Here is a 14,448-nt window from a genome sequence, read left to right as displayed (position 1 = left end):
CGCGTCCCGCCCTGCGCCCCTGGTCGCCTAGAGTGACCGGCACACATGGACGCAGCCCAGCCCAGCGGTGCCCCCGAGCCCGGCGACGTGCACCGCCGCCTCGCCTCGGGGTCCGACGTCGACACCGCGACCGACTTCTACGCGCAGCTGCACAACGCCCACAGGGTGCAGCTCGAGCCCGTGCGCGACCGTGACTTCGGGTTCCGCATGCGCTCCGTCGGCGACGAGCGGTTCTCGCTCCGCAGCTCGACGGTGACCGGGACCCGCTGGGGGCGCATCGAGCCGGTGGGCCGGTACCTCGTCACCTGGTCGCAGCACGGGAACGCCGTGTTCGACGCCGGGACCGCCGACGAGCACGTGCTGTTCCCGGGCGTCCCCGCGGCGTACCCGGTCGGCCGGCCGTTCACGATCGAGGCCGCGGCCGGCGTCGTGATGCACGCCGTCGACGTCGACGCCGTGTACCTGGAGCAGCTCAACGCGGCGCGCGGCGGGACCCCCGGACCGCTCTCGCTCACCCGTCGCCCGGAGGCCGGGTCCCTCACCCGGTTGCAGGACCGCCTGTCCGCCGCCGCGCCGGAGCTGCTCGACACCGCGACGCCGGCCGTGAGGCGGACCGCCCTGGTCGGTTCGGTCAGCCGGCTGCTGCTCGACGCCTTCGCCGTGGACACCCCGCCCCCGGGCACGCGGCAGACCGGTTCGGTGGACCGCGCCCGGGAGTTCATCGTCGACCACTGCGCCGAGCCGATCACGGTGCGGGACATCGCGGCGGCCGCGGGGATCAGCGAGCGCGGGCTCCAGCAGGCCTTCACCCGAGCCGGCCTGGAGTCGCCGACGGTCGAGCTGCGGCACGCCCGTCTCGAGCAGGTCAGGGTCGCCCTGCGGCACGCGGACCCGGGCACCGCATCGGTCGCGGACATCGCGCGCGCGTGGAGCTTCGGGCACCTCGGCCGCTTCGCCGGGTACTACCTGCAGCACTTCGGCGAACGGCCGAGCGACACCCTCCGCGGCTGACCGCCGGGAGCCTGCGTCAGCCCAGGGCCACGACCCGGTCGGCAGCGGCGATCGCGACGGCGTCGTGCGCGGCGTGCACGACGACGACGCCCGCGGCCGCCTCGTCGGCGAGCGCCGCCGTGACGAGTGCAGCCGAGGCTGCGTCCACCCCCGCCGTCGGTTCGTCGACGAGTAGCACGGGAGCACGCTGCGCCAGACCGAGCGCGACGAGGGTGCGCTGCCGCTGTCCGCCGGACAGTTCGTCGAGCGGCCGGTCCGCGAGGTCGGCGATGCCCATCCGGTCGAGCTGCGACTCGACCATCGTCCGGTCGGCCCGCCCGAGGGGACGCCACCAGGCCCGCCCGCGCCACCGACCCATCGTCACGGTCGAGCGCACGGTGAGCGGCAACGCGGTGGGCGGGACGGCCTGGGTCACGTAGGCGACGCCTCCGGACGGGAGGCCCGACACCCGCCCGCCGGCGATCGTCACCACCCCGGCGAGCGCGTCGAGCAACGTCGACTTGCCGGAGCCGTTGGCCCCGGTCAACGCCGTGACGACACCAGCGGGGAAGGTCGCGGTGAGCCCGTCGAGCACGGCCCGGTCCCCGCGGCGGACCACCAGTCCGGAGACCTCGAGGGCAGGGGTGACGGCGGTGGAGAGCACCTGAGCACGCTATCAGTATCGATAGTCGTTTTCATGTAGCGTCTCGGACCGTGACCTGGCTGACCGACCCGTTCTCCGTCGACTTCATGCTGCGCGCGCTGACCGGCGGCGCCCTGGCGGCGGTCCTCTGCGCGGTCGTCGGCACCTGGGTGCTCGTCCGTGGCATGGCGTTCCTCGGCGAGGCACTGGCGCACGGGATGCTGCCCGGCGTCGCGGTCGCCACCCTCACCGGGATCCCGGCGGTGCTCGGCGCCGCGGTGAGTGCCGGCGTGATGGTGCTCGGCGTCGGGGCACTCCGGCGCCGTGCCCGGCTGTCGTACGACACGTCGATCGGCCTGCTGTTCGTCGGGATGCTCGCGCTCGGGGTCATCATCGTGTCGTCGTCGCGGTCCTTCGCCACCGACGTCACGGCGATCCTGTTCGGGGACGTGCTCGCCGTGACGCGCGCGGACCTCGGCGGGCTCGCGCTCGCGGTCGCGGTCGCGCTCGTGCTCGCCGCCGCCTTCCACCGGGCCTTCACCGCCGCGGCGTTCGACGTGCGGAAGGCCGCGACGCTCGGCCTCCGACCACGCCTGGCCGAGGTCGTGCTCATCGGGCTCGTCACGCTCGCCGTCGTCGCGTCGTACCGGGCGGTCGGCACCCTCCTGGTCGTCGGGCTCCTGCTCGCCCCCGCCGCCGCCGCACGCGCCTGGACCCGTCAGGTCGGCTCGACGATGCTCCTCGCCGCGGTGATCGGCACCGTCGCGGTCGCCGCCGGCCTGCTCGTCTCCTGGCACGCCGGCACCGCCGCCGGCGCGAGCATCGCCGCGGTCGCGGTCGCCGCCGTGCCCGTCTCCCGGGGGCTCGCGGCCCTCGTGCCCCACCAGCTCCGCGGGCCCAGCCCGGCCCGCACTCCGACACCAGCACCAGCACCAGCACCAGCACCACGAGAGGGAGCATGAACGAGCCCACCACCCGGCGCGCCCCGGCGCGCCTCCTGACCACCACGGCGATCGCCGCCGGTCTCGCGATCGGCCTGACCGCCTGCTCGACCAGCGGGTCCACCGGACCGGCGGCCGACGACCCGACCGGCACCGCGAAGCCACACGGCTACGTCGAGGGGGCGAGCGAGGCCCAGGAGCCGCAGGTGCGCCTCCTGGCCGTGTCCGCCACCGGCGAGACCGCCGTCCACGACCTGCTCGGCGGCGAGACCACCGACCTCGACCGCGTCGACGCGCCGGAGCACTCCGCCACCGACGGGCGGTTCCTCGTGACCAGCACCGACGAGCGCACCACCATCGTCGACGGCGGGGCGTGGACGGTCGACCACGGCGACCACACGCACTACTACGCGGCCGAGCCCCGGGTGGTCGACACCATCGAGGGCGGCGGCCCGGTCGAGGTCCACTCCTCGGAGACCATGACGACCATCACCTGGCCGGAGCGCGGCGAGGCCGTCGTCCTCGACCGTGCGGCACTCGGGCAGGGCTCCGTCGAGGAGACGGCCCGCGTCGACGCCACCGTCCTGCTGCCGTTCGGCGAGCAGCTCGTCGCGGGCACTGCCGACGGCGTCCGCGTGCTCGACGGCGAGGGGACACCCACGGGGACGGAGCAGGCGTGCGCCGACCCCGCCGGTGGCATCGTCACCCGCGCCGGTGCCGTCGTCGGCTGCGCGGACGGCGCCGTGGTCGTCGACGAGGCCGGGGAGACGTCGACCGTGGCGCTGCCCGCCGGGGCCGAGCGGCCCACCGCGTTCTCCGCACGGGCAGGTCGACCGACGGTCGCCGGGATCGCCGGCGACCGCGGCTTCTGGCTGCTCGACAGCCGGGAGGGCGACTGGCGTCTGGTCGAGACCGACCGCCCGCTGCGCGCGGTGACCGCGGTCGACGACGAGGACGAGCACGTCGTCGCCGTGGACGACCGGGGCCGGGTCGTCGTCGTGACGGCGTCGACCGGCGCCGTGGCCACGACCGACCCCCTCGTGGACCCCGACGAACAGCCGCTCCTGCAGCTCGACGCACAGCGCGGGTACGTGACCGACGCGAGCGGTGCACGGGTGCACGAGGTCGACTTCGCCGACGGCGCCCGCATCGCCCGGTCGATCGACCTGCCCGCGGCGCCGGTGGCCTTCGCCGAGGTCGGGCTGTGATGCGCCGCACGCGGATCGTCACCGCGCTCGCCCTGGCCGCCGGGATCGTCGCCGCCACCGCGGGCTGCTCGTCGGCCGGGTCCGACCGCCCGCTCGTCGCCGTGACGACGAACATCCTCGGGGACGTCGTGAGCGAGGTCGTCGGGGAGGGCGCCGACGTCATGGTGCTCATGCCCCCGGGTGCCGACCCGCACTCCTTCGAGGTGTCCGCGCAGGAGGCCGCCCGGCTCCGTGCCGCCGACCTGGTGGTCGAGAACGGCCTCGGGCTCGAGGAGGGCGTCGCCCGGCACGTGGAGGCCGCGGCGTCCGACGGCGTCCCGGTGTTCACCGCCGGCGACCACGTGGACGCGCTCGAGTGGACGACCGAGGACGACAGCGGACCGGACCCGCACCTGTGGACGGACCCCGCGCGCATGGTCGACGTCGTCGAGGCGCTCGACGGTGCACTCCGCGACGCCGGTGTCGAGCCGGACGGCACGGACGCGTACCTCGACGAGCTCGGGACCCTCGACACGGAGATGTCCGACGCGTTCGACGCCGTCCCCGACGACCGCCGGGCCCTCGTCACGAACCACCACGTCTTCGGGTACCTGGCCGACCGGTACGACTTCCGGGTCGTCGGGGCCGTGATCCCGAGCGGCACCACCCTGGCGTCGCCGAGCGCGGCGGACCTGCGTGACCTCGCAGGGGCGATCGACGAGGCCGGCGTCCCGACGATCTTCGCCGACCTGTCGCAACCCGCCCGCCTGGCCGAGGTGCTGGCCGACGAGGTCGACGTGCACGTGGAGATCCGATCGCTCGCCACCGAGTCCCTGACCGAGGACGGCCCCGCGTCGACGTACCTGGGGATGATGCGGTCGAACACGACGGCGATCGTCGACGGCCTGTCGATTTCTAATTGAGAATGAGAATCAGTACAGTGAACCGCATGACAACTCTGCGCACCACGCTCGCGCCCGCAGCCCTGCTCGGCGCCGCAGCCCTGGTCCTCACCGGCTGCTCGACCACGTCCGCCGACGCGGAGGCCGAGGGCAGCCGCACCGCGAAGGCCGCGGCGGTCGACGGCGACCGCATCGTCCTCACCTACGACGGCGGCCTGCTGACCCTCGACCAGGACCTGCAGGTCGTCGCCGACGACGCCATCGACGGCTTCACCCGCGTGAACCCGGCCGGCGACGGCCGGCACGTGCTGGTCACCGTGCCCGACGGCTTCCAGGTCCTCGACACCGCCGCCGAGCCGGCCCTGACCGACGCGGTCTTCCCGGCCGACACCGGTGGACACGCGGTGGTGCACGGCGAGAAGACCGCGCTCTTCGCCGACGGCAGCGGCGACGTCACGGTGTTCGACCACGACGAGCTCGACGGCGACACGCTCCCCGACGTCGAGACCACGGAGTCCGAGGCCGCCCACCACGGCGTCGCGATCGTGCTCGAGGACGGCACGCTCCTCACCACGATCGGCACCGAGGAGGAGCGCACCGGGGTCCGCGCCCTCGACGAGGACGGCGACGAGCTCACCCGCTCCGAGGAGTGCCCGAGCGTGCACGGCGAGGGGGCCGTCAAGGACGAGGTCGCGGTCTTCGGCTGCACCGACGGCGCCCTGGTCTACCAGGACGGCGCCTTCACGAAGATCGACGCCCCGACCGAGTACGGGCGCACCGGCAACCTCTTCACCACCGAGACGAGCTCGATCGCGGTCGGCGACTACAACGACGACCCGGACAGCGAGGGCTACCTGCTCGACCAGGTCGCACTGATCGACGCCGCGTCCGGCGAGTACCGCCTGGCCGACATGCCGGAGGGCGTCGGCTTCACCTTCCGCGACATCGCGCGCGGTCCGGACGACGAGGCCGTCATCCTCGGCTCCGACGGTGCCCTGCACACCTTCGACCCCGAGACCGGCGAGGCGCTCGACACGTTCGACGTCATCGACGCGTGGGAGGGTCCGGCCGAGTGGCAGGACGCCCACCCCGCACTCAAGGTCGCGGGTGACGTCGCCTACGTGACCGACCCCGCCGAGCAGAAGCTCCACGCGGTGGACCTCACCACCGGGAAGGTCGTCGCCTCGAGCGACGAGCTGCCGGGCATCCCGAACGAGATCGCGGTCGCCTGACCGTCGACGGCACCACCTGGGGGACGGGAGGCGCGGTACCGGCTGGTACCGCGCCTCCCGTCCGTCCGGTGCTCGGCGTGCCAGCGGACGACGCTGGTCCGTTTTGATACGACTGTACTAGCATGGCCTGTGTGAGCACAGTCGTACCCAGAAGACCCCGTCGGCGCCGAGTCGCCCTGGCGTTGATCGCCGCCGCCCTCTGCCTCGTCCCCCTCCTCGGCGCCGGGTACGAGCACCTCAGTGCAGCAGCCGGTCGCGCAGCGCACCCGGCCCCGGGCCGCATGGTCGACGTGGGCGGCCACCGGCTCCACGTGGTGCAGCGCGGCACCGGTGGCCCGACGGTCGTCCTCGAGGCCGGCAGCGGCGAGGCGGCGTCGGGCTGGGCGGCCGTCACGGACCGCCTCGCAGCGACGACGACCGTGGTGGCGTACGACCGCGCCGGCATCGCGCGCAGTGAGCGCTCACCCCGACCGAGGACGGCCCGCGCGGTCGTCGACGACCTCCGCGCGGCGCTCCACGGGATCGACGCCCCACGGCCCTACGTCCTGGTCGGACACAGCCTCGGCGGGCTCTACGTCCGCGAGTACGTGCGCGAACACCCCGGAGAGGTCGCCGGTCTCGTGCTGGTCGACGCCCGCCCCGAGGACGACGCCCGGCGCACCGCGCACCTGCTGCCCGACGGCGCCGGAGCGGGGACGATCCCTCCGTGGGTGGGACGCTCCCTCCACGCCGTCGGTGCCCTGCGGCTCGGCGGAGGGGCCCTGCTCGACGGGATGGTGCCACCGGCGGGTCGTCGCGAGTTCCTCGACGTCACCGCTTCGCCCACCTACTTCGCGACGAAGCAGGCCGAGGCGGACCACATCGCACCGACGGAACGAGCGCTGCGGGGCCAGGACCTCGGCGCGCTCCCCGTCCGGGTGATCGCCCGCGGCGTGCCCCAGGACTACGCCGCCGCCGGGATCGACGCCGCGACGGGACGACGCCTCGAGGCCATCTGGCAGGACGGCCAGCGCCGCATGCTGCGACTGTCGTCCGACAGCGCCCTCGTGGTCGCCGACGGCAGCGGCCACCTGGTCCCCACCGAGCGGCCCGACGTGGTCGCGGACGTGGTCCGGTCGTTGATCACGGAGCTGCGGGACGGACCGACGCCGTGAGCGCCCCGGTCACACGACCGCGGGCCGCCACATCGAGACCGGCGCGGCGGCCCCCACGCCCGTGATCGGAGCACCGTCGCCGAACCCGTGCCGCCGGTAGAGCCGCCGGTTGTGCGGCGTCGACGACTCCAGGTACGCGTCCTGCCGGCGGCGGTCGACGCGGTCGAGGGCATGCTCGATCAGGAGCCCCCCGACGCCCCGACCACGTGCGGCCGCCGCGACCCCGATCTCCGCCAGGTACCAGTGCGGGGCCGCGGGACGCGCACGGCCCATCCGGCGCAGGTGCCGGACCGCCCGCAAGGCCCCACCGACGCCGAGCACCCGGAGGAACGCCGGGGCCTGCGCGACGAAGGCCTCGACGGCGCCGGCGTGCGGGCGCGGGGCCTCCCAGAGCGCGGCACCGACGATCCGCTGCCCGTCGACAGCGACGTCGAGGGCGCGCGAGGTCGCGGGGACCGACCGGACGAGCGCGGCGAACAGGTCGGAGAGCACGGCGACGCGGTCCTCCCCGGGGCGCGGCGGACGGAACTCGAGCAGGACCGGGTCATCGGCGAAGGCCTCGGCCAGCACGGCTGCGGCGGCGGTCAGCTCGGACTCGGATGCGGGACGGACGGTGATCGTCATCGGGACTCCTCACAGATCTGGCCAACTGGCCAGATCCAGCATGCCGAGGAGTCCTGGGGTCACGCCGTACGCTGCCTGTGTGATCGAGGAGCAGCATCCGCGCGGGTACCGGAGCCGCGCCGACCGCCGTGACGAGCTCCTCGACGCCGCCGCGCTGGTCGTCCGCGAGTCGGGACTGCCGGGCCTGACGACGCGGGCCGTCGCCGACCGGGCCGGGGTCGCCCACGGGGTGGTGCACTACGTGTTCGGAGCCCGACGGAACCTCGTCGTCGCGCTGCTCGAGCGGCAGGCGCGCGACGTCCTGCCGCGGGTGCTCGCCGCGGCCGACGCGCACGACGACCTGCTCGGCGCGCTCGACGCGGGGATCGGGGCCTGGCTCGACCTGGTGCGGCGGGAGCCCGAGCGGTTCCGGCTGCTCGAGGCGGTGAGCGGGACCGCGCTCGACGGCGACGACGCCCTCGCATCAGCGGAACGCACGCTCTGGCACGACGGGGTCGCTGCCGGCATCAGCCGGTGGACCGTGCGGCACGGGGTCGAGCTCGCGGAGCCGACCGCGGTGGCGGCGGACGCCGTGCTCGCCCTGGTGGACGGCCTCGGTCGGGCGGCGTGGAGCGACCCCGACGGCGTCGCGACCGAGCGTGCCCGCCGGCTGCTCGTCCGCGGTCTGGCGACCACGCTCGCGCGCTGACCCGGGCGAGCGGCGACGCCGGCGCCCTGCACGACGCCGGCGTCACGGCGAAACGCCGCGATCGCGGCGAGACACCGCCGGGAACGGGACCGTCTCGCGTATCGGGGACCGTCTCGCGCCGACGCCGCTGTCGGGCGCGGTGCCGGGTCGCGGCGGCGCCTCGACCGCGCTCACAGCCAGGTGCGCGCCACCACCCAGCCGTCCCCCTCGGGCACGATGTCGACGACGACCGCGTCACCCTCGGCGCTGACCTGGAAGCGCCACCCCACCGTGCGCTCCGGGGCGTGGGTCATCGCCGACGGCAGGAACTCGGCCGTCGCCGTCAGGCGCGTCGGGGTGTCGCTCACCCGCCAGCGCCGGTCCCGCCACACCATCCGGTCCGGCACGCCGCGCTCCCACCACACCGTGGCGACCTCGTGCGTCAACATCATCTCGACCTCCCGATTCGAACGTGTGTTCGAATGGTAGACCACCGATCCGACGCTCGCGACGCCCTCCGGCGCGGCGTCGGTCAGCGGACACTGGCCCGCGTCCCCAGCTCGCGCGGTGGTCCGCGGGGCAGCATCGACGGCCCGGGAACACCAGCCCCGGGTCACCGGTTGCACCCGGTGATGCCGCAGCCAGCGGCGCCACGACCCCCAGGAGGCCACCATGACCACGACCGAGACCGCCATCCTCGCCGGCGGGTGTTTCTGGGGAGCGCAGCAGCTCCTCCGTCGCCGTCCAGGAGTCATCAGCACGCGCGTCGGCTACTCGGGTGGCGACACCCCGAACGCCACCTACCGCAACCACGGCGACCACGCCGAGGCCGTCGAGATCGTCTTCGACCCGTCGCAGATCTCGTACCGGGACCTGCTCGAGTTCTTCTTCCAGATCCACGACCCGTCCACGAAGGACCGGCAGGGCAACGACGTCGGTCGCAGCTACCGCTCGGCGATCTTCTTCGCGAACGACGAGCAGCGCCAGGTCGCGCTCGACACCATCGCCGACGTCGACGCCTCGGGCATCTGGCCGGGCAAGGTCGTCACCGAGGTCGAGCCCGCGGGCGACTTCTGGGAGGCCGAGGAGGAGCACCAGGACTACCTCGAGAAGTACCCCGCCGGGTACACCTGCCACTTCGTGCGGCCCGGTTGGAAGCTGCCGCACCGCGACGAGGCGACCGCCACGGCGTGAGCGCGACGGTCGCGTGACGACGCGACCCGATGACGAACGGGAGGCTCCCCACCGGTCCGGTGGGGAGCCTCCCGTCCGTCACGTCCTGGGTCGACGGCCAGGGCGACGGGGGCAGCGTCGGACCCCACGACGCGAGGAGGCCGACCGTGGCGATCACACCCGGAGTACCGGACCGCAAGGCCGGCACCACCCCACCCGGCGAGGGCAAGGGCTTCGAGCTCGCGCTCCTCGACCGCGGCGCCGCTGTGCTCCAGCAGCACGCCCCGCTGAAGGGCTTCGACGCCTACGTCGTCGGCTTCCACTGCGTGAAGGGCGAACCAGACCTGCAGATGGAGGCGCACCACTACTGCAAGGTCGTCAACGGCGAGATGCTGCAGTGCGTGCTGTTCGACGGCAACACGGCGGACGCGAACCTCATCGGCATCGAGTACATCGTGTCCGAGCGGCTGTTCGCATCCCTGCCCGAGGACGAGCAGCCCTCGTGGCACCCGCACAACCACGAGGTGTTCTCCGGCGAGCTCGTCGCCCCCGGCCTGCCGATCGCCGTCGAGACCGAGCTCATGGGGCACCTCGTCAACTCCTACGGCAAGACCTGGCACACCTGGCACAGCACACCGATGGGCGCACACCCGGCCGAACCGCTGCCGACGGGCGACCCGATGCTCATGTGGTCGTTCAACCGCGAGGGCGAGGTCGACAGCGCCCTGCAGCAGGACCGCAACCGGGTGATGGGCACCGAGCCGGAGCCGCGGAAGGCCTCGCGGGCGAAGTACCTCGACCGGGCGCACCCGCAGCACGGCGTGGGGACGATGCGCGACGACTTCGCGGACACGACCCCGACGCCGGGCGTCGTGGACGCGGAGGACGGACAGCCGTGACACCGGGACGACTCTGACGTCCGGGGTACGCCGACGGCGCCGGAGCACAGACACCGACCGCTAGAAGGGCATCATGACCACTTCCTCCCGCACCCCGCTCGGCGTCACGCTCGTCGAGGGCGGCGCCAACGTCGCGCTCTTCTCCAGCACCGCCGAACGGGTGGAGTTCTGCCGCTTCGACGAGGACGGCACCGAACACCGCACCGAGCTCCGCAACCGCACCGGCTACACCTTCCACGACGTCGTGCCGGACGTCACCGTCGGCACCCGCTACGGCTTCCGCGTGCACGGCGCCTGGGACCCGGCGAACGGCCTGCGGCACAACTCCGCCAAGCTCCTGCTCGACCCGTACGCCACCGCCGTCGACGGCTCGTACGAGTGGGGCCAGGCCCTGTTCGGCCACGACATGGACGACCCGGAGCAGATCGACGAGACCGACTCGGCGAGCGCCATGCCGAAGTCCGTCGTCGCCGACCGCGCGTTCGACTGGGAGGGCGACACCCTCCTGCACACCCCGTACCGCGACACCGTCGTCTACGAGGTCCACGTCAAGGGCTTCACGAAGCAGCACCCCGACGTGCCCGAGGAGATCCGCGGCACCTACGCGGGCCTGGCGCACCCGGCGGCGATCAAGCACCTGACCGACCTCGGCGTCACGGCCGTCGAGCTGCTGCCGACGCACCAGTTCGTGCAGGACTCGACGCTCGCCGACAAGGGCCTGCGGAACTACTGGGGCTACAACAGCATCGGCTTCTTCGCCCCGCACGACGAGTACTCGTCCTCGGGCACGGCCGGCCAGCAGGTCACCGAGTTCAAGGAGATGGTCAAGGCCCTGCACGCCGCGGGGCTCGAGGTCATCATGGACGTCGTCTACAACCACACGGCCGAGGGCAACCACATGGGCCCGACGCTGTCGTTCAAGGGCATCGACAACCAGGCCTACTACCGCCTGGTCGAGGGCGACGAGGCGAACTACTTCGACACCACCGGCACGGGCAACTCGCTCAACGTGTCGCACCCGTCGGCGCTCGGGCTCATCACCGACTCGCTCCGCTACTGGGTCGAGGAGATGCACGTCGACGGCTTCCGCTTCGACCTCGCGACGACCCTGACCCGCCAGGACGGCGAGGCCGAGAAGCACTCCGCGTTCCTCGACATCATCCACCAGGACCCGGTGCTCCGCGAGGTCAAGATGATCGCCGAGCCGTGGGACACCGCGGGCTACCAGGTCGGCGGCTTCCCGGCCGACTGGTCGGAGTGGAACGGCAAGTACCGCGACGACCTCCGCGCGTTCTGGCGCGGCGACGAGGGCACGCTCGGCGACGCCGTCCAGCGCACGCTCGGCTCCCCCGACGTGTACGAGGGCTCCCGTCGCTCGCCGCTCTGCTCGGTCAACTTCGTCACCGCGCACGACGGCTTCACGCTGGCCGACCTGACGATGTACGCCGAGAAGCACAACGAGGCCAACGGCGAGGACAACAACGACGGCGAGAGCAACAACACCTCGTTCAACGGCGGCATCGAGGGCCCGACCGACGACGGCGCGGTCAACGACTACCGCGACCGCCAGCGCCGGAACTTCCTCGGCACGCTCATGCTGTCCGCGGGCATCCCGATGGTCCTGGGCGGCGACGAGATCGCCCGCTCGCAGGGCGGCAACAACAACGCCTACTGCCAGGACGACGAGATCTCGTGGTTCGACTGGGCGGCGGCGGACCAGGACCTGCTCGCCTTCACCACGGCGGCGATCGCGTTCCGCAAGGAGCACGAGGCGCTCCGTCCGGAGTGGTACCGCACGGCGCCCGACCACTCGGACTCGACCGTGCAGGTGCTCCGTGCCGACGCGCAGGGGTTCGAAGACGGCGACTGGGCCGACGGCGGCAACCGTGCGGTGATCCTCGTGCTGCAGCGCGGTGACGACACGGTCGCGGTGCTGATGAACGCCTCGGACACCACCGTCGAGTTCACCCTGCCGGAACGCCCGGGCGGCGGCAGCTGGACGCTCGGCCTGTCGAGCGACCACGACCAGGCGGTCGAGGGCGACGCGACGACGCTGCTCGTGCGCGACGCGTCGTTCACCACCCTGGTCTGAGCTGAGACGGTCCGGAGACGGACGAACGGGAGGCTCCCCACCGCGGTCCGGTGGGGAGCCTCCCGTTCGTCCGGTGACGGTGGTCCTGTACTGGACAGGACTTGTACATGTACACTCGTGTCCATGCCCGTCTCATCGAAGCGACGCCTCGTCGCCGACGCCCTCCGCGACGCGATCGCGACGGGCCGGTACCGCGCCGGCGAGCGCCTGCCCGGTGAGCACGACCTCGCCGCCCGCTTCGCGGTGAGCCGCGGCACCGTCCGCGCCGCCCTCGCCGACCTGGCCGACGACGAGTACATCTCGATCCACGGCGGCATCGGGTCCGTCGTGACGTTCGACGGCGCAGCGCTCGACCCGCGCGGCGGTTGGGCGCGCTCGATCGCCGCATCGGGCACCGAGGTGACCACCCGCGTGCTGCGGCTCGCCCGTCTGGACGACCCGGGCCTCCAGGCCGAGGTGGAGGCGTCGGACGCGACCTTCGTGGCGGTGGACCGGCTCCGCACCGTCGTCGGCGAACGGCCCGTGTCGCTCGAGCGGAGCGTCCTGCCGTACGTCGGCCGCCTGGCGGCCGCGACCGCCGACGGCCTGGTCGACGGCTCGCTCACCGCCACCATCGCCGAGGCCGGTCTCGTCCCCGCGAGCGCCGAGCAGTGGGTCGACGTCGTGCCGCTCGCGGGCGAGGACGCCCACCTGCTCGAGCGCGCCGAGGGCACCCCGTTCCTCCGCAGCCGCCGGATCTCCCGCACCGGCGAGGGCGCGTTCGTCGAGCGCGTCGACAGCCTCCTCGACCCCGACCGCTTCCGGCTGCACATGCGCTTCGGGACGGCACGATGACCACGCTCCCGACCCACCAGGACCCCGCCGTGCACCAGCACCCCTCCCACGCCCTCGCCGCCCTGACCGGACTGGCGATCGGCGACGCCCTCGGCATGCCGACCCAGTCGATGTCCCTCGCGCAGATCCGTGCCGACCACGGCACGATCACGGGCTTCGCGGACGCCGGACCGCACCAGCGGATCGCCGCCGGCATGCCCGCCGGAACGATCACCGACGACACCGAGCAGGCGCTGATGGTCGCCGAGCTGCTGCTCGAGGGCGACGGACGGCTCGATCCCACCCGCTTCGCCGAGGCGCTCATCGCGTGGGAGCGCGACATGGAGGCCAAGGGCTCGCTCGACCTGCTCGGACCGAGCACGAAGACCGCCGTCCAGCGCATCCTCGACGGTGTCCCCGCGTCCGAGGCCGGATCGACCGGCACGACGAACGGCGCCGCGATGCGGATCGCCCCGGTCGGCATCGCCGTGCCGTCCGGCGACCTCGGACACCTGGTCGACGCCGTGCAGGACGCCAGCCGGGTCACGCACGACACCGGCATCGGCATCGCCGGTGCGAGCGCCGTCGCCGCCGCGGTGAGCGCGGGCGTCGACGGCGCCACCCGCGCCGAGGCACTCGACGCCGCCGTGGCGGCCGCGACGATCGGCGCAGCACGCGGCAACTGGGTCGCCGGTGCCGACATCGCCGCGAAGACGGCGTGGGCGCGCAGCTTCCTGCCGACCGTGCCCGCCGACGGACGGATCGACGCGGTCTCGCGCCTCATCGGCACGAGCGTCGCCAGCCAGGAGTCCGTCGTCGCCGCGCTCGCCCTCGTCGCGCTCGACCTCGACCCGTGGGAGACGCTGTGCACCGCCGCGTCCATCGGCGGCGACACCGACACGGTCGCCGCGATGGCCGGTGCCGTCCTCGGTGCCGTCCACGGGCCGGACGCCTGGCCCGCCGACGCCGTCACGACCGTGACGACCGTGAACCACCTCGAGCTCGGCCCGCTGGTCGACGGACTGCTCGCGCTCCGTCACCGGGCCTGACCCGACGCCGGGCGGTGGCGGTCCCCCCTCCGCCACCGCCCGGCGTCGGGTCAGGCCCGGTGACGGAGCGCGAGCAGTCCGT

General features: G+C 73.6%; 15 protein-coding genes. 12 read left to right on the top strand and 3 right to left on the bottom strand.

Going from position 1 to position 14,448, the window contains the following annotated elements; all coding sequences use genetic code 11:
• Positions 1–45 precede the first annotated feature (45 nt).
• Positions 46–1,011, top strand: a complete 966-nt coding sequence (locus DEJ23_RS11450; RefSeq protein ID WP_111240388.1) for a helix-turn-helix transcriptional regulator — start codon at positions 46–48, stop codon at positions 1,009–1,011.
• A gap of 16 nt (positions 1,012–1,027) precedes the next feature.
• Here the strand turns inward: DEJ23_RS11450 and DEJ23_RS11445 are convergent, their stop codons facing one another.
• Entirely contained in the window at positions 1,028–1,654 is a 627-nt protein-coding gene (locus DEJ23_RS11445) for a metal ABC transporter ATP-binding protein (RefSeq protein ID WP_258375482.1), read from the bottom strand.
• 50 nt (positions 1,655–1,704) lie between these two features.
• Here DEJ23_RS11445 and aztB point away from each other — a divergent pair, with 50 nt between their 5' ends.
• The 5 genes from aztB to DEJ23_RS11415 all read left to right on the top strand — a co-directional run bounded on the left by aztB (position 1,705) and on the right by DEJ23_RS11415 (position 7,049).
• On the top strand, positions 1,705–2,595 hold the full coding sequence (aztB, locus tag DEJ23_RS11440) for a zinc ABC transporter permease AztB (protein WP_111240387.1): 891 nt from the start codon (positions 1,705–1,707) through the stop codon (positions 2,593–2,595).
• Entirely contained in the window at positions 2,592–3,782 is a 1,191-nt protein-coding gene (locus DEJ23_RS11435; RefSeq protein ID WP_111240386.1) for an ABC transporter, read from the top strand. The genes aztB and DEJ23_RS11435 overlap by 4 nt, the downstream gene beginning before the upstream one ends.
• Positions 3,782–4,684, top strand: coding sequence for a metal ABC transporter substrate-binding protein (locus DEJ23_RS11430; RefSeq protein ID WP_111240453.1), 903 nt, complete (start codon positions 3,782–3,784; stop codon positions 4,682–4,684). Before DEJ23_RS11435 ends, DEJ23_RS11430 begins: the two co-directional genes overlap by 1 nt.
• A 26-nt stretch (positions 4,685–4,710) precedes the next feature.
• Positions 4,711–5,895 carry a hypothetical protein gene (locus DEJ23_RS11425; RefSeq protein WP_111240452.1) on the top strand — a complete coding sequence of 395 codons (1,185 nt, stop codon included), beginning with the start codon at positions 4,711–4,713 and terminating at the stop codon, positions 5,893–5,895.
• Positions 5,896–6,026: 131 nt separating this feature from the next.
• Positions 6,027–7,049, top strand: a complete 1,023-nt coding sequence (locus DEJ23_RS11415) for an alpha/beta fold hydrolase (protein ID WP_220034226.1) — start codon at positions 6,027–6,029, stop codon at positions 7,047–7,049.
• 9 nt (positions 7,050–7,058) lie between these two features.
• On the opposite strand, the gene DEJ23_RS11410 is transcribed toward DEJ23_RS11415, so the two are convergent.
• Positions 7,059–7,673 (bottom strand): GNAT family N-acetyltransferase, encoded by a 615-nt coding sequence (locus DEJ23_RS11410; protein ID WP_111240384.1) that lies wholly within the window; start codon positions 7,671–7,673, stop codon positions 7,059–7,061.
• A gap of 79 nt (positions 7,674–7,752) precedes the next feature.
• Between DEJ23_RS11410 and DEJ23_RS11405 the strand changes: the two genes are divergently transcribed.
• Positions 7,753–8,361, top strand: coding sequence for a TetR/AcrR family transcriptional regulator (locus DEJ23_RS11405; RefSeq protein ID WP_181429234.1), 609 nt, complete (start codon positions 7,753–7,755; stop codon positions 8,359–8,361).
• 170 nt (positions 8,362–8,531) lie between these two features.
• On the opposite strand, the gene DEJ23_RS11400 is transcribed toward DEJ23_RS11405, so the two are convergent.
• The gene (locus DEJ23_RS11400) at positions 8,532–8,792 is read right to left on the bottom strand and encodes a hypothetical protein (protein WP_111240382.1); all 261 of its coding nucleotides are present in this window, start codon (positions 8,790–8,792) and stop codon (positions 8,532–8,534) included.
• Between the two features lie 220 nt (positions 8,793–9,012).
• Between DEJ23_RS11400 and msrA the strand changes: the two genes are divergently transcribed.
• From msrA to DEJ23_RS11375, 5 genes are all read left to right on the top strand, one after another.
• On the top strand, positions 9,013–9,534 hold the full coding sequence (gene msrA / locus DEJ23_RS11395) for a peptide-methionine (S)-S-oxide reductase MsrA (RefSeq protein WP_111240381.1): 522 nt from the start codon (positions 9,013–9,015) through the stop codon (positions 9,532–9,534).
• A 146-nt stretch (positions 9,535–9,680) separates the two neighbouring features.
• Entirely contained in the window at positions 9,681–10,412 is a 732-nt protein-coding gene (locus DEJ23_RS11390) for an OBAP family protein (protein ID WP_258375480.1), read from the top strand.
• Between the two features lie 73 nt (positions 10,413–10,485).
• On the top strand, positions 10,486–12,504 hold the full coding sequence (gene glgX, locus DEJ23_RS11385; protein ID WP_111240379.1) for a glycogen debranching protein GlgX: 2,019 nt from the start codon (positions 10,486–10,488) through the stop codon (positions 12,502–12,504).
• Between the two features lie 123 nt (positions 12,505–12,627).
• Positions 12,628–13,338, top strand: a complete 711-nt coding sequence (locus DEJ23_RS11380) for a GntR family transcriptional regulator (protein WP_111240378.1) — start codon at positions 12,628–12,630, stop codon at positions 13,336–13,338.
• On the top strand, positions 13,335–14,366 hold the full coding sequence (locus DEJ23_RS11375) for an ADP-ribosylglycohydrolase family protein (protein WP_111240377.1): 1,032 nt from the start codon (positions 13,335–13,337) through the stop codon (positions 14,364–14,366). Before DEJ23_RS11380 ends, DEJ23_RS11375 begins: the two co-directional genes overlap by 4 nt.
• The last annotated feature ends 82 nt before the right edge of the window (positions 14,367–14,448 follow it).

The sequence above is a fragment of the Curtobacterium sp. MCSS17_008 genome, from assembly GCF_003234185.1.
Lineage (GTDB): Bacteria > Actinomycetota > Actinomycetes > Actinomycetales > Microbacteriaceae > Curtobacterium.
The sequence above is the reverse complement of the archived record's forward strand: the minus strand, read 5'-3'. Positions and strand labels throughout refer to the sequence as shown.